This window comes from Pseudomonas triticifolii (genome assembly GCF_014358015.1).
In the GTDB taxonomy this organism is placed as follows: domain Bacteria; phylum Pseudomonadota; class Gammaproteobacteria; order Pseudomonadales; family Pseudomonadaceae; genus Aquipseudomonas; species Aquipseudomonas triticifolii.
On sequence record NZ_JACONV010000015.1, the window covers coordinates 17,798 to 44,748 of the forward strand.

Consider the following 26,951-nt stretch of genomic DNA (forward strand, 5'->3'; position numbering starts at 1 on the left):
ATTGAATGACGCCACATAAAAAACCCCCGCATCCAGAAGGAAGCGAGGGTTCGATTACGCGTAATCAGGCAGCTTAAACAACCAGGATGCCAGTGGTGTGCAGATCGTTGATGGTGGTGACATTGCCCGTCAGGGTAATGGTTGCCACCTGAACGATGTCAGACGCCGAATCTACAGCCGTTGTACTGCCGCCCAGCGAGGAGTCTACGAAGTAGACGTTCGCTTTATGCGCGGTGTTGTCGATGGTCACCAGCACTTCCTTGCCGTTGACTGCCGACAGATAGCCGCCGGTGAAGTCAGCGACGCTGATCGTGTTGGCGGTCTGCAGACCGAAGCCACCGTTCTGTGCAACAGACAGGCCGTCAACCAGCGTGGCGCTACCCGCCGCACCACCAAAGTTAGACGCGCTGTTAACAATCTCGGTACCCAGGCTGTAGCCGTTACCCAGGAACGAGTTGAAGTTCAGCGTGCTGTTGCTGGCACCCGTGATGAAGCCGTTCAAGGTGTCATTGCCGTTCAGTGCAGCCGTTGCGGCGAACGAGAATGTGCTGCCGGATTTCAACAGCACAGTGTCGTTGCCGGCACTGGAGTCGAAGGTCTGCTGACCGGTCCCCATGATCACGTTGGACAGTGTGGCCGCATGGACCGTAACGCCGTCGCCGTCACCCACGGTGATGGTCTGGGTGAAGCGACCGCTGCCTGCCAGGAAGATGTCTTCGAAGCCTGTGATTTTGCTCAGGTCGATTGATGTGCTGGTCAGGCCGACGTGCAGCTCATCGGTCGTCGCAGTGCTGGTCAGTGCAAGCGTCTTGCCGTTGAGTGACGCTGCTGTGTCGGTCAGGTTCACCTTCTCGCTGCCCGACAGTTGAATGCCGGTAGCTTTCAGGACGCTGTCGACCGCTGCAAAGTTGCCGGTCAGGCCGGTGACGGTTGTTGCATCGACTTGGGTGGTGGTCAGCGCGTCGATCGAGGTCAGGGTAGTGGCCGCCAGACTGACGGTGTCCGTCACCTTGACCGCAACCGAACCCGTTACATAACCGTCAGTGTTGGCCGACAGGTTGGCAGCGGTGTCGGCAATGCTGGTGTAAACCAGTGCCGGAGTGACCACGTTGTCGATGGATTTGAGCTGAGCCAGCGTAGCACTGCCATCAACGGTGACCACCGTGCTGGCCAACACGTAAGCACCGGTGTTGGTGATCAGGTTGGCAGCGCTGTCCTTGATGCCTGCGTAAGTAACGGTGGTTGCAGCAGCGTCAATGGTCGCAAGCTGAGCGATGCTGGCGTTGTCGCTGACGGTCACAGCGCGACCTGCAGTGAAGGTGCCCGCACCCGCGTTGGTGGCAGCATCGGTTGCCAGCGCCAATGCCGTGTCGTTCAGGTCAGTGGTGTAGGTCACGGTGCCGGTGCCATTGGCGGTATCGAGGCTGGTGAGCTGGGCCACGGTCACCGCGTCTGTCACGACCACGTTGGTATTGGCATGGATGCCTGTGTAGTAAGCGGATGCACCGATTGCTGTCAGGTTGGCGTTGGTGTCGGTAATCGTGGTGTAGGTCAACGTACCGTCACCGTTGGCAGCATCGATCGTTTGCAACTGAGCGATGGTGACCGCGTCGGTGATGGTGACGTTGGAGCCTTCGCCGATGTAAACCGAAGCAACACCCGAGGTGACAAGGTTGGCGGCTGTGTCGGACAGTTCGATGACGGTCACTTTGCCGGTGGTCTTGGCGTCGATGTCTGTCAGATCAGACAGGCTCACGGTGCCGCTGACGGTGACCGGTACCGCACCGATGAGGTAGGTGCTGTCAGCCATCAGGTTGGCAGAGCTGTCAGTGATCGAGGTCACGGTCAACAGGCCGGAGGTCTTGCCGTCGATGGCGCTCAGTTGCGCAATGCTGGCCGAACCGCTGACAGTCACGGGTACGGCGCCGGTCACATAGAGGCTGTCAGTGATCAGGTTGGCTGCGGTGTCAGTGATCGACTCAATGGCCAGAGCGCCAGTGGTCTTGGCATCAATGGCGGTCAGTTGCGCAATGCTGGCCGCGCCGGTCACGGAGACAGGGATCGCACCGGTGATGTAGGTGGCATCTGCCGCCAAAGCCGAAGCGGTGTCGGTGACCGACGTTACGGTCACGGTGCCGGTGGTCTTGGCATCGATGGCGGCCAGTTGCGCGATGGAAGCGGCGTCATTCACGGTGACAGGAACTGCACCCGTGATGTAAAGCGTGTCGGCCGACAGCGCTGCAACCGTGTCATCGATTGACGCAACGGTCAGCAGACCGGTGGTCTTGGCATCGATGGCGGTCAGTTGCGCAATGGTCGCTGCACCCGTCACGGAGACAGGGATAGTACCGTTGATGTAGAGGGTGTCTGCTGCCAGCGCCGAAGCGGTGTCGGTGACCGACGTTACCGTCACGGTGCCGGTGGTCCTGCCGTCGATGGTCGCCAGGTCAGCCAGGTTGGCCGTACCGCTCACGGTAACCGGTACAGAACCGTTCACGTAAGTGGTGTCGGCAATCAGGTTGGCAGAGCTGTCAGTGATCGAGGTCACAGTCACCAGGCCGGCGGTCTTGCCGTCGATGGCGCTCAGTTGCGCAATGCTGGCCGAACCGCTGACAGTCACGGGTACGGAGCCGTTCACATAGAGGCTGTCAGCAATCAGGTTGGCTGCGGTGTCATTGATCGACGCAATGGCCAGAGCGCCAGTGGTCTTGGCATCAATGGCAGTCAGTTGCGCAATGGAGGCCGCGCCAGTCACGGAAACAGGGATCGCACCGGTGATGTAGGTCGAATCTGCCGCCAGAGCCGAGGCCGTGTCAGTCACCGACGTTACGGTCAGGGTGCCGGTGGTCTTGGCATCGATGGCGGCCAGTTGCGCGATGGAAGCGGCGTCATTCACGGTGACAGGAACTGCACCCGTGATGTAAAGCGTGTCGGCCGACAGCGCTGCAACCGTGTCATCGATTGACGCAACGGTCAGCAGACCGGTGGTCTTGGCATCGATGGCGGTCAGTTGCGCAATGGTCGCTGCACCCGTCACGGAGACAGGGATAGTACCGTTGATGTAGAGGGTGTCTGCTGCCAGCGCCGAAGCGGTGTCGGTGACCGACGTTACCGTCAGGGTGCCGGTGGTCCTGCCGTCGATGGTAGCCAGGTCAGCCAGGTTGGCTGTACCGCTCACGGTGACAGGTACCGCACCGATGACGTAGAGGCTGTCAGCGATCAGGTTGGCCGACGTGTCGTTGATCGACTCAACCGTCAGGGTGCCGGTGGTCTTGCCATCAATCGTGGTCAGTTGCGCGATGGAGGCCGCACCGCTCACGGTGACAGGGACTGCGCCAGTGATATAGGTGCTGTCGTTGATCAGGTTAGTGGCGGTGTCAGTGATCGACGCAACGGTCAGGGCGCCAGTGGTCTTGCCATCAATGCTGCCCAATTGAGCGATGGTGGCGGTGTCGGTCACGCTGACCGGAATGGCGTTTTTGATGTACGTGGTGTCTGCTGCCAGAGCGACTGCGGTATCTGCGATTGAAGTCGCTGTCAGCGTACCAGCCGTCTTGGCGTCAATGCTTGCCAGTTGCGAAAGGCTTGCTGCCGTTGTAATCGTGACAGGAATCGAGCCGTTAACGTACGTGGTGTCGCTGATCAACGCTGCTGCTGTATCCGCAATAGCGGTGGCAGTCAGTGTACCGGTGGTCTTGGCATCAATGGCCGCCAACTGAGTCAGGTCGGCAGTACCCAGCACGTTCACAGAAACGGAGCCGTTGATGTACAACGTGTCATTGAACAACGCGGATACGCTGTCCTCAATGGACGTGACTGTCAGCACACCTGTGGTCTTGGCGTCGATGGCAGCCAGTTGAGTCAGGTTGGCTACGCCGCTCACGGTAACCGGTACGGCGCCTGTGATGTAGGTGCTGTCATTGACCAGATTGACCACAGTGTCGGTAATCGATGCAACGGTCAGAGCGCCAGTGGTCTTGGCATCAATGGCGATCAGTTGCGCAATGGAGGCCGCGCCGGTCACGGAGACAGGGATCGCACCGGTGATGTAGGTCGAATCTGCCGCCAGAGCCGAGGCAGTGTCAGTCACCGACGTTACGGTCACGGTGCCGGTGGTCTTGCCATCAATGGCAGTCAGTTGCGCGATGGAAGCCGCATCATTCACGGTGACAGGCACTGCACCCGTGATGTAAAGCGTGTCAGCCGACAGCGCTGCAACCGTGTCATTGATCGACGCAACGGTCAGCAGACCGGTGGTCTTGGCATCGATGGCGGTCAGTTGCGCGATGGAGGCCGCGCCGGTCACGGTGACTGGGATCGCACCGTTGATGTAGAGGGTATCTGCTGCCAGCGCCGAAGCGGTGTCGGTGACCGACGTTACCGTCAGGGTGCCATTGGTCTTGCCGTCGATGGTCGCCAGGTCAGCCAGGTTGGCCGTACCGCTCACGGTAACCGGTACAGAACCGTTCACGTAATCACTGTCAGCAATCAGGTTGGCTGCGGTGTCGGTGATCGAACCCACGGTCACCAGACCGGTGGTCTTGGCATCGATAAGCGCCAGTTGCGCCAGATCAGCTGCACCGCTAACAGCAACCGGTACAGAACCGTTCACGTAAGTGGTGTCGGCAATCAGGTTGGCTGCGGTGTCGGTGATCGAACCCACGGTCACCAGACCGGTGGTCTTGGCATCGATGGCGGTCAATTGCGCAATGGAGGCCGCGCCGGTCACGGAAACAGGGATCGCACCGTTGATGTAGAGGGTATCCGCTGCCAGAGCCGAGGCAGTGTCAGTCACCGACGTTGCGGTCACGGTGCCGGTGGTCTTGGCATCGATGGTCGCAAGGTCTGCCAGAGAGGCCGAATCGCTGACGGTCACGGCAACCGCGCCGTTCACGTAAGAGGTGTCGGCAATCAGGTTGGCTGCGGTGTCGGTGATGGACGCAGCGGTCACAAGACCGGTGGTCTTGGCATCGATAAGCGCCAGCTGCGCCAGATCAGTTGCACCGCTCACAGCAACCGGTACAGAACCGTTCACGTAAGTAGTGTCGGCAATCAGGTTGGCTGCGGTGTCGGTGATCGAACCCACGGTCACCAGACCGGCGGTCTTGGCATCAATGGCCGCCAGTTGCGCCAGATCAGCTGCACTGCTCACGGTAACCGGTACAGAACCGTTCACGTAAGTGGTGTCGGCAATCAGGTTGGCTGCGGTGTCGGTGATCGAATCCACGGTCACCAGACCGGTGGTCTTGGCATCGATGGCGGTCAGTTGCGCAATGGAAGCCGCGCCGGTCACGGAGACAGGGATCGCACCGTTGATGTAGAGGGTATCCGCTGCCAGAGCCGAGGCAATGTCAGTCACCGACGTTACGGTCACGATGCCAGTGGTTTTGGCGTCGATGGTCGCAAGGTCTGCCAGAGAGGACGAATCGCTGACGGTCACAGCAACCGCGCCGTTCACGTAAGCACTGTCGGCAATCAGGTTGGCTGCGGTGTCGGTGATGGACGCAGCGGTCACAAGACCGGTGGTCTTGGCATCGATAAGCGCCAGTTGCGCCAGATCAGCTGCACCGCTCACAGTAACCGGTACAGAACCGTTCACGTAAGTGGTGTCGGCAATCAGGTTGGCTGCGGTGTCGGTGATGGACGCAGCGGTCACAAGACCGGTGGTCTTGGTATCAATAAGCGCCAGTTGCGCCAGATCAGCTGCACTGCTCACGGTAACCGGTACAGAACCGTTCACGTAAGTGGTGTCGGCAATCAGGTTGGCTGCGGTGTCGGTGATCGAACCCACGGTCACCAGACCGGCGGTCTTGGCATCGATAAGCGCCAGTTGCGCCAGATCAGCTGCACCGCTCACGGTAACCGGTACAGAACTGTTCACGTAAGTGGTGTCGGCAATCAGGTTGGCTGCGGTGTCGGTGACGGACGCAACGGTCAGCAAACCGGTGGTCTTGGCATCAATGGCAGTCAGTTGCGCAATGGAGGCCGCGCCGGTCACGGTGACAGGGATCGCGCCGTTGATGTAGGTCGAATCTGCCGCCAGAGCCGAGGCAATGTCGGTCACCGACGTTACGGTCACGGTGCCAGTGGTTTTGGCGTCGATGGTCGCAAGGTCTGCCAGAGAGGCCGAATCAGTGACGGTCACAGCGACTGCGCCGTTGACGTAGGTGGTGTCAACAAGCAGATCGGCAGCGGTGTCGGTGACCGACGTTACGGTCACGGTGCCGGTGGTTTTGGCGTCGATGGTCGCAAGGTCTGCCAGAGAGGCCGAATCGCTGACCGTCACAGCGACCGCGCCATTGACGTAGGTGGTGTCGACAAGCAGATTGGCAGCGGTGTCGACGACCGACGTTACGGTCAGGGTGCCAGTGGTTTTGGCGTCGATGACCGCCAGTTGAGCCAGGCTAGCCGAGTTGCTGACCGTCAGATCGACCGCGTTAGCAATATTAGTCACGTAGGTGGTGTCGGTGATCAGATTGCTAGCGGTGTCGGTGATGGAGGTGAACGTCAGCAGACCGGTGGTCTTGGCATCAATGGCCGTCAACTGAGCGACGGTGGCCGTGCCGGTCAAGGTGACAGGAGTCGCGCCGTTGATGTAGGTGGTATCTGCCACCAGGGCCGAAGCGGTGTCGGCCACCGACGTCACTGTAAACAGGCCAGTGGTCCTGACATCGATGCTCGCCAGAAGACTCAGGCTCGCGGTGTCAGTAACGGTGACCGCCTCGTTACCCAGGCCCGTGATGCTAACGGCAGTGTAGGCCGTGAGCAGATCGGATGCCGACCCCGTTACCGAGGCCACAGCGCTTACGTCGAGTCGTGCGAGGGACACTTCAGCGTCGAACCGGAGCAACTGGTCAGCGGTCAGGCTGGTATCAGTCAGTGCGACCTTGCTGTTGCTGCTCACGGTGCCAGCGATCACAACGGGCGTCGAAGGTACTAGCGAGATGATGTTGTTGGTGATGATGGTGCTGAGTTCGTCCAGAACAGCCGAGGACGTCGTCAGCGTGGTGTTACCAATCACCAGACCTTGCGTCACGGCCGAGGCGGCTATTTTGACTTCAGTGCCGGTCACGGCCTTGAACGTCAGCTCGCCGCTGGCAGAGCTCAGGGTCACGTTGCCGTTCTGGGCGCCAACGGTGAACTTGCCAGCGTCAGCGTTGGTGCCTTCGGTAACGGTGAACGTCGGGATGGTCGGTGTGGTCGGGCCGGTCGGGGTCGTGCTCGGAGTTGCTGTGGTGACGTCGTCAGAGGCTTGAGTCGAAGGGTTATCCAGCGCTGCCGGATTGGTCTGGGCAGCTACCACTTTGGTGTTGATGCTGGTGAACAGCGTCGTCAGGTTGGTAGCCGAGGAAACGTTGGCTGCAACCGTGTTCAAGTACGTGACCAGGTCGCTCAATTCGCCAGGCGAGTTCTTGATCAGGTTCGCAACGTTGGTGACGGCGTTGTTCAGCGCGGTCAGCACAGCCGGGGTCTGGCCAGCGGCATTCGAAGGAACCAGTTTGATCAGGTCCAGGGTCGCGGTCAGGGTATTGGCGTTGGCAGTGACCGATGTCAGGACACTGGCTGCCAGGTTGACGTCGTTAAGGCCTTTGTCAGCAAACGCAATACCTACGCTTGCCTTGTTGGACAGCAAGGTGGCGTCGAGCTGGCCCTGGGCGCTGGTGTTGCTTTTGGCGCCGTTGATGATGGCGGCAACGAACACATCGCGGCTGATTGCGCCGGAATCCAGCTGAGCCTGCCAGTAAGCCATGCCTGCGCTGTCTGCGCTGCGGCTGAGGACGTTGCCGTAAATGGCCGTGATGAAAGCATCGGTCGACAGAGAGTCAGGGTACTTGGCCTGACCTTCGGGCTGAGCCTCTACCCAGTTGTTCGCGATCTGCTCCAGGGAGATTGTCCCTGCATCCAGCTCTCCAACCCAGTACGCCAAACCCTCTGCGTCCGGAGCCCGGTTGAAAAATGCGGTGTACAGTTCTGCGATATCCGACTGGGTACTCATCTACAACTCCCTACTGTTACTGATGAAACTTTGCCGTGGGCAAAGTCGTACGCGTTTTTTGATGAGACAAGGTGGACTCCCTGAACGGGGCGACACTTTTTTTATAAGTTCATTCATAAAGCATCGCAGGGAAGTTATTAACTTTCTACCTTTATTTTTTTATGCCCGTCAAGATTCCAGCGCCTATATATTGACTTTATTTTGTGCTGGATCTCTGCACTTTAATTTCTTCATCTATATGGAAAAACACCTTTCATGCGGTCTTACCAACACGATAAAAATTTCAATTTATGTTATTTTTTTCATATTTATCAATGAGTTAAGCGATATAAAAAATACGGCGTCAATTTTCATATCACACAGCACCGTCATTAAAAAATAATCTATTAGTTAGCTAAGTATTTTACAAACCTGTTGGTATCTTTGTTTTTAACCTTTGTTTGTGCAGTCTTCTTTTCTTTTATTTTTTTGACCGAGCCGACAGGTTCAGGTTAACGCCTTATAAAAAGACGTAGGACTTTTCCACTCTTTTAAAAAATTCAATACCCTTTTATAAAAAAATATAGAGCCTGATTTTTTTTATAAAAAAACGCCTAACCCATTCATTTTAAAAGTTATTTTTTCTCAGCAGTGCCACTATTTTGGCATTACTCCTTTCGTATGAGCTGCGAGACCACCCCTTTTTCCGCGGAAACGATCCGAAAAGTGATGTGTTTCGAGAATCGGCCTGGTGATGGGCTCAGTGATGGCTTTTTGCCGTCTGTCGGATTTTTCTACCTTTCTGTGCCCTGGCACGCCTTTGGATGACCGAGTGGCCATCCATCAGCGTGAACAGCCTTTGCACTGCACGCGCACAAACGCATCTTTTGAGTCTTTCAATGCAAACGTGCAGAGAAACCGGAGGATCACCCTCTGTAAAACCGCAGGGAAAGCGCGTAGCCATGAGGGTTGGGCAGCAAGGGCACGACTGCAGGCCTGGCCGGATCGAAGGAGCTCGTCATCGACTGCCGGCCCTGAAGCATTTTTCATCGGAGAGGGAATGAAGCTCATCCAGGCTGTCGGTACATGAAAGAAACGACGGCAAGGTCCTTTCCAACGGCACCGCACTAGTTGCCTCGGTAGTCGGAAAACCGCGACTGCTTAGTCAGCATTCAGGATCTATCGACTACAAATTCCGGCTATGCCGTTAGTAGGATTATTCCGCGTTTAAGGCGGGATGACAGGCGTCCGTTTCCGCAAAAAAAGATCGATCGTGTCAGCGAAGCAGGCTCCATCGGCCTCTGTACCGGGGTGCCGGACAACTTCCCCGAGTAGAAGCAGAGCGCGCACCCGCACTTTATCCCACCCCGCCGACAGGCGTTGGTGGGTATGACGTCGCGCCTATCGACTACAAATTCTGGCTATGCGACAGCTCGCTATCAAGCTAGATAGCTATATATATAGCTATCTAGCTTGATAGCCTTATTGGCCTCTACTGACTGCTGTTTGAAGTCTGAACTGGAAGGAAATGGGATATTCAGTCGACACGAGCCCCCCAGTCGCGAAGAACAGGGGGCTGACTCTCGGGAATTGGCCAAAGGAACGGTGCAGGCCTCTCGCCTCTCGCATTGAACCTGCGGGCAGACTGGAGGCTATCGACTACAAATTCCGGCTAATGAAAATAAGCTAGCTAGCTATATAGCTAGCCATATTTATTTAATTTAACTTACTGTTTTTATTGGGAATTCGTCGACGACAACTTCTTCGTCTGCCGGAATTATTTCCATACCGTCCCCCAGGGACAGTCGCAACTGCGCCGCTTCCTGGAAGCGGAATATCAGACTCTTCACCGTCTTGCCTTCCGTGATGGTCTCGTAGGTGATGGTGATTCCAGACTTGGCCATGATCTCGCTGATGGACGGCGCGATTACCCGCTGACGCAGATTGTTAAAGCGCTTGTAGCTGTCGCCCAGGTCAAGCAGCGTGCGCAGTTTCTCGACCTCGATGATGAGCACCCCCGTGCTCTTGAACTGCATCATCAGCTCGAACAAACGAAAACTGTGCATGGAGTTCAGATTGGCCACACGGCGCAGATCGTAGGACGTCAGCTTGCTGTTGAGCATCGACAGGTAGGGGATGACGTCGACAGTGAAGTTTAGCGTGACCCTGCCCTCGCCCTCGGCATAGGCGGCTTTGTAAACCCAACGGATGCGTGTGCGGTTCTTGCCGTCAAATGTCTGGATATCGCGCTCGTACAGGGAGTCTGCGGCTTCCTTGAGGTTGGTGTAGGCAAAGCGGATCGGCACGCCATAGATATCGGCAAAGCTGGCTGCAGTCACGGTGATCTTGGACGGCATGGGCTTGCGTGGATCGACCTGGGCGATGGCCGCCAACAGCAGACGCTGTTCCTGGAGGGTCAGGCGGTAGGAGGCGCTGATCAAATCATTGGCTTTGGTCACAAGCAATGATGACGGTTCTTTGGAGCTCATCGACTATTCCTGTCGCAGTGATGAGTCGATAGTAACAAGCTTGGCCAACGAGTGGCGGGATCATTACGTAGCCAAATGCGTAGCCGGAATTTGTAGTCGATAGCCACTCTTTTGCCATAGCCAGAATTTGTAGTCGATAGCCATCCTATGGCCATAGCCGGAATTTGTAGTCGTTGCACGTCGCGCGCTGGGTCATAGCCGGAATTTGTAGTCGTTACAAGACAATGCGTCCTACACGAAAAAAGGGTTTCCATATGTAAACCCGCTTAAACACACAATCCCTCACAGCCTCGATGCCATCATGCCTGCCATGACTTAACCCTTTGCATGCGCAGGCTAGGGAAAGGCCGCAGAGTCACTGTTTTCGGCACGTTGAGAGCAATCCCTACACTGAGGGACGCGCGCTCATTGTCCAACGTGTACTCCGAGGAAAGGCCCTGGCACCCAGGCCTGTGGATAACAGCCGGAATCTGTAGTCGTCATAGCTGAAATCTGTAGTCGTCATAGCTGGAATTTGTAGTCGTATAGCTGAAATCTGTAGTCGTATAGCCGGAATTTGTAGTCGATGCCCCTCTGCAGGCCACGTAAATCAAGGGCTCCAGAGGTGCTAAAAACAAGCTTTAAAAACAAGCTTTAAAAACAAGAAAAAAAGATTTTAAAAACGCGCGAGAAGCTCATTTTTTATTTTTCTTGAAAATCAAACGCAACAGCGAGCAGCAACGCATCGCAAAAGGCCCTGTAAGCGCGCATAAGCGACGATAACGATAATTTGCACGCTGGTGCTTGATGGGCGCCATAAAGTCGCCCAGAAGGGATTTGGTGCGCCTTTACGGTGATCCTGCAGGAAATCATTCGATGCGCAAGGCGGTGAAAACCGACGACAGCGGCAAAGTAGCCCTCTCGAATGGTCGCCAGCGATGATCCCTGTGATCCTGAGCGAATAGGCAGTCGGTTAAACAAAACGTTTAGCCGCGGTAAACGACACACTGAATTTACAGGTTTTTCCGAATACCTGGACGCTAGTTTTCCTACAGAAAAATAATCTCCAAAAATCATCGAATCACGGTCATTCAGTATAGCTAGCTATCTTTATAGATAGCTATACTGATAGCTGTCTTGTAGCTATATATATAGCTATGCCATTGAAAGGAAAACCAAGTGACTATTTTTGCTTGTGTGAACACAAAAGGCGGTGTGGGTAAAACCACAACAGCAGTCCACCTGGCGACGCTGCTGGCAATACGCGGCAAAACATTGCTGATCGATGGCGATCCGCAGGCAAGCGCGGCCAGCTGGGCTGCATGGCGTCGTGACAATCCTGAATACAGCCCAAGCCCGACAACAGTTTGTCTACAGGGCAAAGCCATCAACTCTGAGGGTCGTCAGTTGGCAGGCGCCTATGACCATGTGGTCGTCGACGCAGGCGGACGCGATTCTGTAGGCCTGCGCTCAGCGTTGCTGTTGGCAGAAGTGGTTATCGTCCCGGTGGGTGCCAGCTCGTTCGATGCCGCTGCTATGACAGACTTGTTGACCGTTGTAGACCTGGCACGTGATTACAACCCTGATCTGGATGTTCGCATGCTGCTTTCAAGAGTAGACACGCGTACCAAGGACACCGGCGAGATGCTGACTTTTCTTGAAGAGCAGTCATTCAGCGTGTTCAAAACCAAGATTTGCGAGCGTGTGGCGTTCCGACGTTGCATCAGTGAAGGCGCTATCGTTCACGAGCTCAAGCGTGATCACGCAGCCATCCAGGAAATGAATGCCTTCGTTGCAGAGGTCTTGGGATGATCAAGTCAAAGCCTGACATCAAGAGCTTTAACAAGGATCCGAACGACTTTCTGGAAGGAGGGGAAGCGGACAAGGCGTTGACCAAATCACGCGCGATCACAGACAAAACGATTGCTGAAGAAAACCCGGCTCAGGCCATGGAAGCGTTCAAGCCGGAACCGACCGTGCAGAAATTGTTTCGTCTGCGTTGGGATATTGCCAATGCGCTGAAGCTGGGTGCTGCCCAGGAATCGGCCAAGACGGGTAAACGCGTGACTGAAACGGACATCATTCAGCAGCTGCTCAAAAAGCATTACGGCATAAAGTAGATAGCTAGCTATATAGCTATAATGAGCGCTGGCGCTATGATGTAGAACAGATAGCGCCAGTCGCCAGACCGCAATGGCTAGCTAGCAATATAGATAGCAGCGCCAGGCCATTTAATACCACCCCTAGCAGTACCTCACTTGTTAACTGCTTTTCTTTTTCCTTTCCGGGCGGCCTCGTGGATAGAAGAAGAGGAAAGTGGCGCTTTAAAAATCTGCTGCTACTATAGGGGTGGTATTAATAGTTAAGGGATCACTATGTACGTTGATATCACATCTATCCACGCCCGTTTGGTCAGCCAGGTCAACGCCTTCAACCATATCTGGCCTCAATGGGTGGTCTCCGGGAAGGTCTGGCAGCTGCCTTTGCTGGTACAGCAGAAGGCTCTGGATCTTATTGAAGTACAGCCTCTGGAGGGCGAGGCTGCCATTCATGCCACGACCCGGGCGATGACGCAGTTCGAGCGTTTGCCTGGCCAGGCGCCTGGTACGGTGATGCGTTTGCCGGGTTATTTTGCGTTGAGCCAAAGCGTTCTGCCGTGGATCAAAGAGATCAATCAGCTAAAGGATGAGCTGATGGCGGCGATCGAGCAGACACGTCTTGAGCTGAATCTGGCCACCACTGCCCGGTCGAAGATTCTCCGTCAGGCACTGGGGGCTCAGTTCAGCATGAAGCAATTGGCGCGGCACACCCAAGTGTTCGACATTTGCCCGCGGTTGATCGTGTTCACCTGGGCTGGCCATACAACGGGAGGTGAACGCGTTGCGGTGGGCAAGGTGAGAGAGCTTCTGGGCAAAGCTGCCGAACAGCAGTCGAGCAAAGACAACGTATCCATTGAGCAGACCCTGGCCGGTGCGGAGCTACGCCGGATTGTCAATTTGTCCGATCAAGCCAGCCTGATCAAATACAAGAAGGTCGCACCGCATCCCAGGGCGATGGTGTATTTCTCTGCCAACTCGCGCTATGACGCCATGATCCACAGCAACCTGCCGATGTTCGTGCTGGCCGGTGAAGAGCCTTCCAGTGTGCATGAGTTGCGCAATTTCGATCGCAACACGCGTCAGGCGGAACGGCCGGACAAGAAGTCGCGCATTGAAGTGATTCCGCGCATGAACCTGTACCTGAACCCTGATGACCTTGTGGGTCAGCGCAAGCCTTCGGTGATGGTCAGCAAGCCCAGCAGCGTGGCTTCAACCTACTCGGATAAAGCACAACTGCCGGGGCAGAGCGTCGACGCGACCGTCGATCACTCGCAACTGGACCTCAACCTTCCGACGGATGAGGTGTGAACTCAAGCGCTGCGCCTGACTGAATGAACGCCGCCCATGCATCCATCAACTGCCGGCGTTTGCCGAGCAGATCTCCCCGGTTGTAGGCTGCTTCGACCTTGTCTTCCAGGCTATGGGCCAGCGCCATTTCGCAGACGTCTCTGGGAAACAGTGTGTTTTCAGCCGCCCAGGTGCGAAATGTCGAGCGAAAGCCATGGGGCACGAACGCTCCGGCCTGCAGCTCTTGCATCACGCGTCGAAGCGCATTGCCAGGCAAGCTTGCTGAATGCCGGGCGTTGGGAAATACCCAGACAGGATGCTTGCCCTGTTGCTGTTCCAGGACCTGCAGAGCGCCCCTGCTCAAGGGAACACGATGCGGTTTGCCAGCCTTCATGCGGGCCGCGTCTATGTTCCATATGCCCGCGTTCAAATCGAATTCCGTCCAGCGCGCATCACAGACTTCAGCGTTTCGGCAGGCGGTGTAGATCAGCAGTTCACACGCACGCGCTGCCGTACTCGCCAGGCTGTCGAGACGCCTCAGAAACGGGCCGAGTTGATCCGCCGGCATCGCCGAGAACGGCGTCTTTGCGTGAGTCTGCCGTGGCAACAGCTTGTCCAGATGGCCGCGCCAGCGGGCCGGGTTTTCACCCTCGCGCAATTTGCGTGCTCGCGCGGCATCGAGCACCAGCTCGATTCTGTTGCGCAGACGGAAGGCGGTCTCTGGAATCTGGTTCCAGATCGGCATGAGCACGTCCAGCACCTGTTCGGTTTCGACCTGGTCGACGGGCAGGTCGCCGATCAGCGGGTACACGTGGTCGCGCAATGAATGTGACCATTGCTGCGCGTGCCTGAGGTTTTTCCAGCTCTGGCGATGGGTCTTGATATAGCGCTCGGCTTCGAAGCGAAACGTCACCACCTGGGTGGTTTGAACGTTGGTCTCGTCATCGAGCACCGTGCGCAGGCTTAACGGGTCGATGCCTTGTGCAAGCCTCAGCCGATGCGTGTCGACGGCGAGCCGCGCAGCCTTGAGCGAGACCTCGGGGAAAGCCCCGAGGCCAAGATCGTGACGCCGATTATTGAGTTGATAGCGCAGCACCCATTTTTTGGTGCCTCTGGCGCTGACACGCAGGATCAGCCCTCGCTCGTCATGGTAGCTGCCCGGCTCTACGAGGGTCTTGACGAACGCCTGCGTCAGTTTGCTCATTTTGATTCTTCTTGTGGAATGGTCTGGCACGCGACGGATTTTACACCAGAATGTACGCGGAGGGTGCCTCCGCGTACTTATCAGCTTTCGGTCTTTATATTAGGCAATAACGCCATGGCAGACATTTTTGGTCCCACAGATGGACCCACAGTGTGAAGGTAGGAAGGTATGCGTGATGAACGGGGAGGGTGGCCAGACGGTACGTGGTGTTCAAGGCGGGGATTTATCCAGCCTTGGGTTGCGAAGAAACCTGAGCCGGTGTTAATACGGCTGTTCAATAAAGAACAGGTCATTCTCTTTTTTCCGACGAACGTGGCTGCACAGGTATTGATGTGCTTTGAGTTTCAAAGTAAGGCGAACGTCTGGCTTGGATCCTATAACGAGTGCTGGTATCACGTGCAAACACATGATCTGGCTATTTGAACAATAATGAATAAAGACGAAAGCCCGAATAGTTAAACGTTAATTTTTTCGCGCTGCATGTACACGGTGTAACAATATGCTGAACCCTTCGGTAATAACGTGACTAAGCCTTAATAGAAATTCGCGACCGCATGGACAGATCACGTTATCAGACAACTTCTATTTAAAGCCAAACCCTTATCATTCCAGACATTAAAAAGGCCATCACCCGGATGGCCTTGTCGTTACCCGTTTCTATAGGATCGCGTCAGATCTTGAAGCTGGCCACCAACTGTTTCAAACGCCCGGCCTGCTGTGAAAGCGCAGCACAATCCTTGAGCGTTTCATTGAGGTTGGCCACGCCCTGCTGATTGAGGGCGTTGATCTGGTTGATGTCCACATTCAGTGTTTCCACCACGGCGGTCTGCTCTTCGGTGGCGGCTGCGACCGACTGGTTCATGCCATCGATTTCGCCGATGCGGCGGGTCACATCACGCAAGCGGCTGCCTGCCTGATTGGCGACCTCGACGCTGCCCAGGCTTGAGGCCTGGCTCTCGTTCATGTTCACAACCGCGCTTTGAGAGCCCGACTGCAGCTCGCCGATCATGTTGTGGATCTCGTCAGCCGACACCTGTGTACGATGAGCCAGGTTGCGCACCTCGTCGGCCACTACGGCAAACCCGCGACCTGCTTCACCGGCACGTGCTGCCTCAATGGCCGCATTGAGCGCCAGCAGGTTGGTCTGCTGCGAGATGCCCTTGATCACGTCGAGGATCTGACCGATGTTCCCGGTGCTGGCGTTGAGCTGCTCGATCTGGACACACGAATCGCTGATTTTGGTCGACAGCGTGTTCATCGACTGAATGGTTTGCTCAACCACCACCTGACCGCTTTCGGCCTGGGTGCGTGCCTCACTGGCCTGCGTCGAGGCGTCCGAGGCATTGCGGGCGATCTCCTGAGTGGCGGCACCCAGTTCGTTGATTGCAGCCGCGACGCTGTTGGTTCGGGCGCTTTGCTCGTCGAAGCCGATGATCGAAGAGTTCGAGGAGTGCACCACTCGTTGCGACAAGTCATGCACTTGAAGGGTGGCGGATGACACTTCGACGATGGACGCGTGCACCCGCTCGACGAACTGGTTGAACGAGCTTCCCAGGTCGGCGAACTCATCCCGGCCCTGAATAGTCAGGCGCCGCGTCAGGTCGCCTTCACCTTGGGCGATGTCCTGCATGGCGCGGCCCATATCGGTCAGAGGCTTCATGAGCGCACGAATCAACAGGCTCAACAGCAGTGCGATCACGACCACGGCAATGATGCCGGCCACGATCGCAGAGCTGCGAAACTGGCTCAGTGGCGCATAGGCCTTGTCCTTGTCGATTGACAGACCAATGTACCAGTCGGCCGAAGGCAAACCGGTGATCGGCGTGAACGACAGGATACGTTGCTGGCCATTGAGCGTGACCTCGCGCAAGCGTGCATCCAGGCTCAGCGTCTGGCCAGGATAGATATCCTTCAGGTTCTTCATGACCTGGTCTTTTTCAGGGCTGACGATGACCTGACCGTCGCCGCTCACCAAAAAGGCGTAGCCGATGCCGCCAAACTCCACCGAATTGATGATTTTCACCAGCGTATCGAGACTGAGGTCGCCCCCCACGACACCGGTCACCTGGCCGCCGCTCTTGACCGGACTGGCAATGGTCACGACCAGCCCGCCAACCGACGCCTGGTACGGCGCGCTCAGAATCGTCTTGCCGGCGTCGACCGTCGACTTGTACCAGGGACGCTGACGAGGATCATAACCGGCTGGCATCTGCACATCGGGGCGCTGAGTGAATGTGCCTTTGCTGTCACCGACATACGTGAACTGAAAGGTCGAGACCAGCGATGGCTGGGAAACGAGTCCACTCAGATCGGAGCCCACACCCTGGAAGGCCACGTCCTGGGTCAGGTTTTCCAGCACCAGAATGCGCCCGCTCAACCAGTTCTGCACGCTGCTGGCTGTCAACTGCCCCGCCTGCCCGACGGACGATTCGAGGTTCTGGTGAATCGTCGTTCGTTGCAGATAATCGTTGTAAAGCGTGAACAGCGCAAAGGCCAATACGACAACGCCTGATGCGGCCAGCAGAATTTTATGACGGAACTTCAAAGACATGACGAGGCATCTCTAACGTGTATAGATGGGTTGCAAACTTGCGAGTCACTGTCCAGGCCGCCAACTTTATGGGGGTGACCCTTTATACCGTTCATCCCCACAACAGCGTTCATGACGCCTGAAAGGCACGACATTCTGACGCCCGTTTTCTTATCACAGCGCAGTTGCGATTCAATGTTCTCGATGCCCCTTTATAACGGGGGGCCGCAATGAATGAAAGCACACCGCCCTTTTTTTGATTTTCTCTGTCTTTTTATTTCAGCTTGGTAAACCACTGCCGATAGCGTCTGTAACCCATGCCTTGGCGGTTATATCAAATGCACCCTCCTGAGGCCCTGATTGATGAATAATGCTTCTGGAGAATGCTAATGAACAGCTGGTTTGCAAACATCAGCGTTAACATGAAACTGGCCCTCGGTTTCGGTCTTGTACTTGTTTTTACGGCCATTCTTGCGCTGACAGGCTGGACCAGCATGAGCGGCCTGATCGCTCGCAGCAACTGGATGAGCGACATTACCTCGCTCAATGCGCAGTTGACCAAGTTACGGGTCACACGCCTGCAATACATGGTGGCCGTCGGTGATGAAAAGGTGGCTGAAACCGTTCAGGTTTCCCTGGATGGCTTCAAGGCCTATCAGGAAAAGCTGCTGACCTCGTTCAAGAGCCCCGAAAACGTAAAGATGCTCAATCAGCTGAGCGTGGTGATTGCGGACTATCAGAAATCGCTGAACAACATGCGCAGTGGCTACAAGGCCAGCATTGCATTGCGCAAGGAATTGAGCGTCAACGCCACCAAGGCGACCGAAATGCTTGACCGGATTCTGGCCGACGTAAGCAAGCTCGACGCCACCGATCCGAACCGTTTCGAGTACTACCAGCTCATCGTGCGCGCCAAGGAAGACCTGATGCAGACGCGCTATGAAGTGCGTGGTTACCTGACCGACATTACACCTGAAAACGAGCAGTCTGCTGCGCGCAAGCTCGATGACGCGCTCAAGAATCTGCAGCCGCTCAAGGCCACGTTCGGCAGCACCCAGGCCGACGCCCTCAAGCAACTGGAAACCTCCCTGCAGGCCTATAGCACCACGCTTCAGGGGTTCAAAACGTCCAGCGGCGACATTGCCCAGGCGCGTAAGGAAATGACCGTACAGGGTCAGGACATCGTCAAGCTCAGCGAGGCTATGTACCAACTGCAGCTGGATCGTCGCGATCAGGAAAGCGCTCAGGCGCGCAACATGCAGATTGGCTGCACACTGCTGGCCATGATTCTGGGCATCATCGCCGCCGTGATCATCACGCGCCAGATCACCCGTCCGCTGCAGGAAACCATGGCAGTGGTCGATCGGATCGCGTCCGGCGACCTGTCGCAGACCATGATGGTGACACGCCGCGACGAACTGGGCGTTCTGCAGCAGGGCATTCAGCGCATGGGAACCACACTGCGTGAGCTGATTGGCGGTATTCGCGACAGCGTGGTGCAAATCGCCAGCGCCGCCGAGGAGCTGTCGGCCGTGACTGAACAGACCAGTGCCGGCGTCAACAGCCAGAAGGTCGAAACCGACCAGGTGGCCACCGCCATGCATGAAATGTCGGCCACCGTGGCAGAAGTTGCCCGTAACGCCGAACAGGCCTCCGAAGCCGCTTCCACCGCCGACAAGGAAGCACGTGCCGGCGACACGGTGGTCAACGAAGCCATCGGCCAGATCGAGCGACTGGCGGCCGAAGTCGTACGTTCTTCCGAGGCCATGACGCTGCTGGAGCAGGAAAGCGACAAGATCGGCAAGGTCATGGATGTGATCAAGGCCGTCGCCGAACAAACCAACCTGCTGGCCCTCAATGCCGCCATCGAGGCTGCGCGCGCCGGTGAAGCAGGCCGTGGTTTTGCCGTGGTCGCCGACGAGGTGCGTGGCCTTGCGCAGCGCACCCAGCAATCCACCGAAGAGATCGAGAACCTGGTCGCGGCCTTGCAGAACGGTACACGTCAGGTCTCCAGCATCATGCTCAGCAGCCGCGAACTGACCGTCAGCAGTGTGCAGTTGAGCCGCAAGGCCGGCACCTCCCTGAACAGCATCACTCAGACGGTTTCCAATATTCAGGCCATGAACCAGCAGATCGCTGCCGCCGCGGAAGAGCAGAGCGCCGTGGCCGAAGAGATCAGCCGCAGCATCATCAACGTCCGTGATGTGTCCGAGCAGACCGCCTCGGCCAGCGAAGAAACCGCCGCCTCCAGCGTCGAACTGGCACGCCTGGGCGGGCAGCTGCAAACGATGGTCAGCCACTTCAAGATTTGACGTTCGGCAAAAAGCAATCAAGCCCGGGTTAACCGGGCTTGATTGCCTGGGCAGACTGACAATGATGTGAGGCATCCTGTCGGTGTTGGCACACGTTCAGGCGCGCAAGGCATCACTTGCACCCGAAAAAGAACCCTGGTGACGGGATCGATCCGTCGTCTTCCGTGCTGTTACCAGCACGGCTGCTCTAGCCATTGAGCTATCCAGGGCCGCCCCGGAGACGGACTCGAACCGCCACCTTTGTACTGTTGCCAGTACAACGCTCTGCCACCTGAGCCATCCGGAACATCACAGTCATCAGATGTAGTTCAGGTCATTGACCCGATCCACCGTCTGATGGCTTCATTCTGCAGGTCTGATCAGGGATTGAGTACTCTCACAACTGCTAGGTTTTACGATAAACCTGCAAAGCCGTCGAGCATCTGACATTCCATGCTGTGCTCGCCTGCAGCATCTAGCCCATGCACAGGGCCAAGCGATCATCCAATGCCTCTTCAAGCCCTGTTTTAAAAGGGCTTGATCGTTTCAGGCCCTGTAAAAAACCCACTCAAGAACGCGCCACGCAAGCCGATGAAATAGGTGTGCGAACCGGGCTGCGCGCATTCATTAGTTAACGGCAAAATGCTAGCATCGGCCGCCCCGCGCTGGCCGGTGTACACAGCGCCTTTACACCTGCACGACCGGCATTCTCCTACCGCGACTCTATCTCTTGGATTTTATGCGCCTTTTTCTTGATCCCAAGCGAGATATCGATGCAGCCTTGCTGCGTTATCGTCGTCTTTTCGGAGTGCTTGCACTGTTCAGCGGGGTGATCAACCTGCTGATGCTGGTTCCTTCCATTTACATGATGCAGGTCTTTGACCGCGTCCTGACCAGCCGCAACGAAACGACGCTGTTGATGCTGAGCCTGATTCTGCTCGGGTTTTTCATGCTCAGTTGTGCGCTGGAGTGGGTACGCGGCCAAGTCATGATCAAGATGAGCGCAGGCCTGGACGCCCAGTTGGGCGAGCGGGTCTTCGACGCGGCCTTTCAACGCAGCCTGCGCGAGCACAACTCCAACCCGGCTCAGGTGCTGAGCGACCTCAACAGCATCCGTCAATTCGTCACCGGGCCAGGCCTGATTGCGCTGTTCGATGCGCCGTGGCTACCGATCTACATCATCGCCACCTTTCTGTTTCACCCCTGGCTGGGTGTGTTCACCGTCGTCGGCTCGTTGATCCTTGCGGGGCTGGGCGTCTGGAACGAACTGACCACACGCAAGAGCATGAGTGAGGCCAATCGGCTGTCGGTGTCGTCTGCCAGTTACGTCAACAGCACCTTGCAGAACGCCGAAGTCATTCAGGCGTTGGGCATGCTCACACCTCTGCGTCGCCGCTGGTTCAATGTGCAACAGCGGGTCATCACCGAACAGGGCGAAGCCAGTGACCGCAGTTCGCGGATCGCGGCCATGTCGCGCTTCGTGCGCATGACCTGGCAGTCCCTGGCCTTGGGCCTGGGCGCGATCCTGGTCATGGAGAACCAGATTTCTGCCGGTGTGATGATTGCGGTATCGGTATTGCTGGGTCGGGCCATGGCACCGGCAGAAGCGCTGATTGGCTCCTGGAAGCAAATGGGCAACACCAAGAGCAGTTACCAGCGCCTCAATCGCCTGCTCAATGAATTTCCCAAAGCCGCGCCGCCCATGCCGTTGCCGCCACCCACCGGTGCGCTGAGCATCGACAGGCTGGTGGTCACACCGCCTGGCCTGCAGCGCCCTGCGATCAACGGTGTCACGATTACCCTGGCCAAAGGCGAAGTGCTGGCAGTGATCGGCCCCAGCGCGTCAGGCAAATCCACGCTGGCCCGGGCAATGGTCGGCATCTGGCCCGCCAGCCACGGCTCGGTGCGTCTGGACAATGCCGAGATCAGCCAGTGGTCACGCGAAGCACTGGGCCCGTATCTGGGTTACTTGCCGCAGGACATCGAACTGTTCGACGGCACCATTGCCGAGAACATCGCCCGGTTTGGCGACGTGGACTCGACAAAGGTCATTGAAGCCGCGCAACTGGCGGGCATTCACGAAATGATCCTGCACTTCACCAAAGGTTACGACACGCTGCTGGGCGTCGGTGGACTGGGCCTGTCAGGCGGCCAGAAACAACGTATCGGCCTGGCGCGTGCGCTTTATGGCCAGCCACCGCTGGTGGTGCTGGATGAACCCAACTCCAATCTGGATGAGGCAGGCGAAGCGGCGCTGGTCCAGGCCGTGCGTCAGTTGAAGACCGCCGGCTGCACGGTGGTACTGGTTACCCACCGACCGAATATTCTCGGTGTGGTCGACAAGTTGTTGTTCCTCAGGGATGGCGTGCAGCACCTGTTCGGCCCGCGTGACCAAGTGCTCAGGACACTGGTGCCGACACCCGTGCAAAAAACCGCAGAATCCAGCAATCAAGAAGCCTGAGGCGTCAATGCAATCCAGCCAGAACGACATGACCCCTGTACCCGCGCCGGACGCGGATGCTGCAGGCATTGCCCGCATCGGCATCTGGTGCCTGATCCTGGGGCTGGGCGGCTTTTTCCTCTGGGCCGGGCTGGCGCCACTGGACCGCGGCGTAGTCGGTGCCGGAACAGTCGTGGTTTCCGGCGAGCGCAAAACCGTCCAGTCGCGCACTGGCGGCATGATTGATCGCATCCTGGTGCGTGAAGGCGATCAGGTGCAACAGGGTCAGGTCGTGGTACAGCTCAATATTGTTCAAACCCAATCGCAGCTCGACGTCGCGCTGGGGCAATGGCTGAGCGCGCGAGCGGTCGAAGAGCGCCTGATGGCCGAGCGCCTGGACCGCGACAGCATTCAGTGGTCAGCGCAATTGCTGGAAAAAGCCAGCGATCCGCGTGCCCGCGCCGCCATGGAGCTGCAGGGTTATCTGTTCGCCACGCGCCGCGCAGAACTGGCCAGCCGGATGAAAATCAGCGAACACGAAATCACCTCGCTGACCCAGCAACTGGCAGGATATGAAGAGATCAAGCGTAATCACGCGGCGCAATTTCAGTTTCAGCAGCAGGAACTCAAAGGGCTCAGAGAACTGGCGCGCGAAGGCTACCTGCCACGTAATCGCTTGTTCGAGGCCGAAAGCAATGCGGCACAGTTAGGGGCCCAACTGGCGTCGACGCTGTCCGACATTGGCCGCACGCGTCAGGCCATCAACGAGAGCAAGCTCAAGGCGTTGCAACAGGGTCAGATCTTTCGCAGTGAAGCCGAGTCGCAACTGACTCAGGTTTCGGCCCAGACCTCGAGCCTGACGGACCAGATCAAGGCGTTCGATTTCGAGGTGCACAGTGCTTCGGTCGTCGCGCCGGTGGCCGGTCAGGTCATGGGCCTGGCGGTGCACACGGTCGGCGGGATCGCTCCGGCAGGCCAGCGCCTGATGGACATCGTTCCCCAAGGCTCCAGTTGGGTGGTCAAGGCGCAGTTTCCACCGATGATGGCCGACCGGCTTAAACCCGGACTGCCGGTCGACCTGCGCTTCGGCTCGCTGCAGCGGGTGCATACGCCCGTCATCGTCGGCCAGGTGACCACGGTGTCGGCCGACCAGCTGATCGATGAGCACACCAACTCACCGTACTTTTCGGTCGAGGTCTCGGTCAGTCCAAAAGACATCATCAAGCTGCGCGACATGGGCCTTGATATCAAACCAGGCATGCAGGCTGAAGTGTTGGTCAAGACCGGCGAACGCACGCTCGCCAATTACCTGATGCAGCCCGTGTCCGAACGTATGGCCGGCGCCTTCAAGGAAGAATGACAGTGCGCACACCTATCGCCTTGCTCTCTGTGTTCTGGTCGTGCTGGCTGCTGGCAGCCGACGATCAAACCCTGTCGCTGGTCGCGCTGTATGACGCCTCGCGCCTCAATGATGCGACCTACAAGGTCACTGATTACGACTACCAGGCATCACGCCAGGAAGTCGCGATCGGCCGTGCCGGTCTCTTGCCACAGGTGTCGATCAACTCCCGGTACGGCCATGGCGGACAGTTCGAAAAGCAGAGTTCGGCCAACAGCCAGGACGATCAGTTTGCCGCCGACAGTGTTGCGCTGTCGGTCAGCCAGCCGCTGTTCGACAAGGGTCGCTGGGCCTCCTACGAGCAGGCCAAGGCCCGCGCAAAGCTGGGTGAAGCGCAGCACGAAGGCGCAGGACAAGGGCTGTTCGACCGCGTGGTAGAAGCCTATTTCGACGTCGCGCAGGTGGAGAACGAGCTGAAGCTGACCACCCAGCAGAAAGCCTCCATCGAGGGTCTGGCCAAGCAATCCAAGCGATTGTTCGAAGCGGGCGAAGGGACCATTACCGACCTTGAAGAAGCCCAGGCGCGACTGGACACGACCCGTGCTCAGGAAATCGAACTGCAGGCACGGCGTCGGGCCGCCCTGCGCAAGCTGGCGGGGCGCTCCGGCACGGCCGTGAACAACATTCCCCAAATGCAGGAAAAATCCCCGTCCACGCCTTTGCTGGCGCCCGAGGAAGACCTGGATTACTGGATGCTCAAGGCCGACGAAGCGGGCGCGACACTGGGCGTGAGCCGTGCCTCGATCAAAGTTGCCGAGGCCAACCTGAAGCTGCAGAAATCCGGTCATTACCCCACCGTTGCCCTGAGTGGACGCCTGTCACGCATCGACCAGAGCGATATCAATGAACAGTCACAGCGCCAGTCCACTTACTACGTGGGCGTGGTGGTCGACATTCCGCTGTACCAGGGCGGCGGCGTCAGCGCGTCTTCGGAAAAGGCCCGTGCAGCGCTGGAAAGCGCACGCACCAGTTACGACGCGCAGTTTCAGCAATTGACCGAGGATGTCGAAGCCAACTACCTGGGCGTGGTTGCAGGCTTCGAGAAGATCAAGGCATTGGTGACGTCTGTGCGCTCAAGCCAGGTTGCATTGACGTCGGCCGAAAAAGGCTATCAGGCGGGAGTGCGTTCAACGGTCGAGATTCTAGACGCCCAACAGCGTCTGTATTCCGCCAAACGCGACCTGCTCGATACCAAGCTGGCCATGCTGCAAAGCTACGTCAACCTGCACACCCGCACGGGCCAGATGACCCGCACCCAGCTGGAGAAAGTGCAGAGCCTGTTCTGATACATCGCCTGTACCGGTGTTGCGGACGGCTTCGGGCAGATCGCCAGCAAGCCGCCTCCCATCGTCCAGTGAACTGCGCTGCAAGACAGCGCGGCCCAAAGGGCGAGAAGGGCTTGCCTGTCAATAACGCATTGCCTATTGGGGCCTCAGCGCAACGCGACTGATCGCGTCTTCGAAATCCCTGACAAAACGCGGTGTGTCGAACAGTGGCGATTGCGCACGGTTGTGCTGCAGGCGGTTTTTCAGGCCCGGCAGCAGACCCGGCTGTGTCGCCAGTTCGACGGCACGTTGCTCATAGTCCTCCAGCGTGGTGGTAATCAATTCAGGCAATTGCAGACTGGTCAGCAGGCTGCCGGCCATGCGTGAGGCAAAGGTGCGGCCGGAACGCGTGAGCACCGGCAACCCCATCCACAGCGCGTCATTGGCCGTCGTGCCCGCGTTGAAGGGGTACGCGTCCAGAAACAGATCGGCAGCGCTGTAGCGGGCCAGGTAATCGGCCGGCGCCACGCGCGGGGCGAACAACAACCTGGCCGGATCGACACCCTGTTGCTGCGCACGCGCGCACAGGTTGTTCTGCGCCCACGGATTGTCCGCCAGCAACCACAGCACACTGTCCGGCGTGCGCTGCAGGATGCGCATCCAGCAATCGAAGACCTCTTCGTTGAACTTGTAGTTGTTGTTGAACGAGCAGAATACGAAGCGATCTTCCGGCAAACCGCATTGCGCACGCGTCGGCAGGGCCGAAACCGGGCGTTGGCGGTCGCTGCACTGGTAGATCTGCGCCAGGTACAGCGGCGTTTCGCTGTAGTAGGGCATGACGCTGTCCGGTATCAGATAACGGTCTGCAATGACGTAATCGATACAAGGCAGGCCTGTTGAGCCCGGAAAGCCCAGGTACGTCATCTGCACCGGCGCGGGCCGGTAGGCCGGGATATTAGCGCGGGCCCCGGACGTCAAACCGTGCAGGTCGATCAGGATATCGATCTCGTGGTCACGTATGCATTGAGCGGCCGTTGCATCGTCCATCCCGCCGATACGCACGAAATGGTCCATCGCCTTCACCACACGGGCCCGCAGCGGTGAGCCATCTTCCCGACTCCAGCAGAAGCCATAGACATCGAAGCGCTCACGGTCGATCAGCTCGAACAGCTCGACCGTCAGCAGCGACACCGCGTGCAGGCAAAAATCCGAAGACAGAAAACCTACACGCAGTTTCTGATGTGCATACCCTTGCGCGGGCGCAAGGGCCGGTACGCGTACGTTGACGCGTTCCTTGACAAAATGCGCCGCAGCGGCGGCTTGCAGGCCCGGGTCATCGCTGCCGGCCAGCAAGGCCAGTGGCGAGGAAGCCTTGAGCAGATCGCCCTGGGTCAGCCCCGCAGGCGGCGCGTATACCGGCCAGACGCATTGTTTCTGGCGCAGATGTACCCAGTGTTGAATGACCTTGGGTTGTACCGGATCAACCTCCAGGCTGGTACGCAGGATAGCCTCGGCGGCCTGCAATTGCCGGGTTTCTTCCAGCAAACGCCCCAGGTTGTTGCAAACCATCAGATACAACTCGCGGCTCTGCTGCGCATCCACACGATTGTCGTCCAGCATCGACTGCCAGGTGGCCAACGCCTCCTGTGGCTTGCCCTGACGCTCAAGCGTGGTGCCCAGATTGAACCAGGCCTGAGCGAATTCGGGACTTTGGGCGATGGCTGCGCGAAAGGCACGTTCGGCCTCGGCAACACACCCCAGTTGCGACAACGTAGCGCCCAGATTGAACTGGATGATGTAGCTGACCGAAGACTGACAGTGGCTCAGCCAGCACTGGTACAACGTGACAACGTCCGCCAGCCGCCCGGCACTATTGAGACGATCGGCAGCCGAGAGCAACTGCATGGGCTGCAACGCCACCTGTTCGGACAACTGCAAGGCGATGGCCAGCACCTCATCAAGATCGGGGCTCTCAAGATTCTCTGTAGACATT

12 protein-coding genes, 2 tRNA genes and 1 pseudogene are annotated in these 26,951 nt (G+C 57.6%); 8 read left to right on the forward strand and 7 right to left on the reverse strand.

Annotation, left to right across the window (positions count from 1 at the left end; translation table 11 throughout):
- Window positions 1-73: 73 nt before the first annotated feature.
- On the reverse strand, window positions 74-7,996 hold the full coding sequence (locus H8S56_RS17840; protein ID WP_187519358.1) for a DUF4214 domain-containing protein: 7,923 nt from the start codon (window positions 7,994-7,996) through the stop codon (window positions 74-76).
- Between the two features lie 1,700 nt (window positions 7,997-9,696).
- A complete protein-coding gene (locus H8S56_RS17845) occupies window positions 9,697-10,464 on the reverse strand; it encodes a replication initiation protein (RefSeq protein ID WP_024684979.1) in 768 nt (255 codons plus the stop codon).
- Window positions 10,465-11,622: 1,158 nt separating this feature from the next.
- On the opposite strand from H8S56_RS17845, the gene H8S56_RS17850 reads away from it, so the two are divergent.
- The 3 genes from H8S56_RS17850 (at window position 11,623) to H8S56_RS17860 (ending at window position 13,850) form a co-directional block, all read left to right on the forward strand.
- Entirely contained in the window at window positions 11,623-12,255 is a 633-nt protein-coding gene (locus H8S56_RS17850) for a ParA family protein (RefSeq protein ID WP_024684978.1), read from the forward strand.
- On the forward strand, window positions 12,252-12,563 hold the full coding sequence (locus H8S56_RS17855) for a hypothetical protein (protein WP_024684977.1): 312 nt from the start codon (window positions 12,252-12,254) through the stop codon (window positions 12,561-12,563). Before H8S56_RS17850 ends, H8S56_RS17855 begins: the two co-directional genes overlap by 4 nt.
- 255 nt (window positions 12,564-12,818) lie before the next feature.
- Complete coding sequence (locus tag H8S56_RS17860; protein WP_187519359.1) at window positions 12,819-13,850, forward strand: DNA replication terminus site-binding protein; 1,032 nt, start codon at window positions 12,819-12,821, stop codon at window positions 13,848-13,850.
- Here H8S56_RS17860 and H8S56_RS17865 read toward each other — a convergent pair.
- Both H8S56_RS17865 and H8S56_RS17870 read right to left on the reverse strand, forming a co-directional pair.
- A complete protein-coding gene (locus H8S56_RS17865; RefSeq protein ID WP_187519360.1) occupies window positions 13,825-15,033 on the reverse strand; it encodes a tyrosine-type recombinase/integrase in 1,209 nt (402 codons plus the stop codon). The genes H8S56_RS17860 and H8S56_RS17865 overlap by 26 nt on opposite strands.
- 670 nt (window positions 15,034-15,703) lie before the next feature.
- Window positions 15,704-17,584 carry a methyl-accepting chemotaxis protein gene (locus H8S56_RS17870; RefSeq protein ID WP_187519361.1) on the reverse strand — a complete coding sequence of 627 codons (1,881 nt, stop codon included), beginning with the start codon at window positions 17,582-17,584 and terminating at the stop codon, window positions 15,704-15,706.
- A 503-nt stretch (window positions 17,585-18,087) separates the two neighbouring features.
- Here H8S56_RS17870 and H8S56_RS25005 point away from each other — a divergent pair.
- Together H8S56_RS25005 and H8S56_RS25010 are read left to right on the forward strand one after the other, a co-directional pair.
- A pseudogene (locus H8S56_RS25005) lies at window positions 18,088-18,972 on the forward strand (methyl-accepting chemotaxis protein); the annotation flags it as partial.
- A gap of 198 nt (window positions 18,973-19,170) precedes the next feature.
- Window positions 19,171-19,875, forward strand: a complete 705-nt coding sequence (locus H8S56_RS25010; protein WP_408003833.1) for a methyl-accepting chemotaxis protein — start codon at window positions 19,171-19,173, stop codon at window positions 19,873-19,875.
- Window positions 19,876-20,006: 131 nt separating this feature from the next.
- On the opposite strand, the gene H8S56_RS17880 is transcribed toward H8S56_RS25010, so the two are convergent.
- Both H8S56_RS17880 and H8S56_RS17885 read right to left on the reverse strand, forming a co-directional pair.
- Window positions 20,007-20,085: transfer RNA gene (locus tag H8S56_RS17880), tRNA-OTHER, on the reverse strand.
- Window positions 20,086-20,162, reverse strand: a tRNA-OTHER gene (locus H8S56_RS17885). It abuts the tRNA gene before it with no gap.
- 431 nt (window positions 20,163-20,593) lie between these two features.
- Between H8S56_RS17885 and H8S56_RS17890 the strand changes: the two genes are divergently transcribed.
- The 3 genes from H8S56_RS17890 to H8S56_RS17900 are packed head-to-tail and all read left to right on the forward strand — an operon-like array spanning window position 20,594 to window position 24,979.
- Window positions 20,594-22,315, forward strand: coding sequence for a type I secretion system permease/ATPase (locus H8S56_RS17890; protein ID WP_024685714.1), 1,722 nt, complete (start codon window positions 20,594-20,596; stop codon window positions 22,313-22,315).
- A 7-nt stretch (window positions 22,316-22,322) separates the two neighbouring features.
- Window positions 22,323-23,654, forward strand: coding sequence for an HlyD family type I secretion periplasmic adaptor subunit (locus H8S56_RS17895; RefSeq protein WP_187519363.1), 1,332 nt, complete (start codon window positions 22,323-22,325; stop codon window positions 23,652-23,654).
- Window positions 23,651-24,979, forward strand: a complete 1,329-nt coding sequence (locus tag H8S56_RS17900; RefSeq protein ID WP_024685716.1) for a TolC family outer membrane protein — start codon at window positions 23,651-23,653, stop codon at window positions 24,977-24,979. Before H8S56_RS17895 ends, H8S56_RS17900 begins: the two co-directional genes overlap by 4 nt.
- A gap of 135 nt (window positions 24,980-25,114) precedes the next feature.
- Here the strand turns inward: H8S56_RS17900 and H8S56_RS17905 are convergent, their stop codons facing one another.
- Complete coding sequence (locus tag H8S56_RS17905; protein ID WP_187519364.1) at window positions 25,115-26,950, reverse strand: O-linked N-acetylglucosamine transferase, SPINDLY family protein; 1,836 nt, start codon at window positions 26,948-26,950, stop codon at window positions 25,115-25,117.
- Between the last annotated feature and the right edge of the window lies 1 nt (window position 26,951).

What these genes read in the sequence shown, in the direction of transcription:
- H8S56_RS17840 (WP_187519358.1), bottom strand. Translation starts at nt 7,996, where the DNA reads ATGAGTACCCAGTCGGATATCGCAGAACTGTACACCGCATTTTTCAAC.
- H8S56_RS17845 (WP_024684979.1), bottom strand. Translation starts at nt 10,464, where the DNA reads ATGAGCTCCAAAGAACCGTCATCATTGCTTGTGACCAAAGCCAATGAT.
- H8S56_RS17855 (WP_024684977.1), top strand. Translation starts at nt 12,252, where the DNA reads ATGATCAAGTCAAAGCCTGACATCAAGAGCTTTAACAAGGATCCGAAC.
- H8S56_RS17860 (WP_187519359.1), top strand. Translation starts at nt 12,819, where the DNA reads ATGTACGTTGATATCACATCTATCCACGCCCGTTTGGTCAGCCAGGTC.
- H8S56_RS17865 (WP_187519360.1), bottom strand. Translation starts at nt 15,033, where the DNA reads ATGAGCAAACTGACGCAGGCGTTCGTCAAGACCCTCGTAGAGCCGGGC.
- H8S56_RS17870 (WP_187519361.1), bottom strand. Translation starts at nt 17,584, where the DNA reads ATGTCTTTGAAGTTCCGTCATAAAATTCTGCTGGCCGCATCAGGCGTT.
- H8S56_RS25010 (WP_408003833.1), top strand. Translation starts at nt 19,171, where the DNA reads ATGTCGGCCACCGTGGCAGAAGTTGCCCGTAACGCCGAACAGGCCTCC.
- H8S56_RS17890 (WP_024685714.1), top strand. Translation starts at nt 20,594, where the DNA reads ATGCGCCTTTTTCTTGATCCCAAGCGAGATATCGATGCAGCCTTGCTG.
- H8S56_RS17895 (WP_187519363.1), top strand. Translation starts at nt 22,323, where the DNA reads ATGCAATCCAGCCAGAACGACATGACCCCTGTACCCGCGCCGGACGCG.
- H8S56_RS17900 (WP_024685716.1), top strand. Translation starts at nt 23,651, where the DNA reads ATGACAGTGCGCACACCTATCGCCTTGCTCTCTGTGTTCTGGTCGTGC.
- H8S56_RS17905 (WP_187519364.1), bottom strand. Translation starts at nt 26,950, where the DNA reads ATGTCTACAGAGAATCTTGAGAGCCCCGATCTTGATGAGGTGCTGGCC.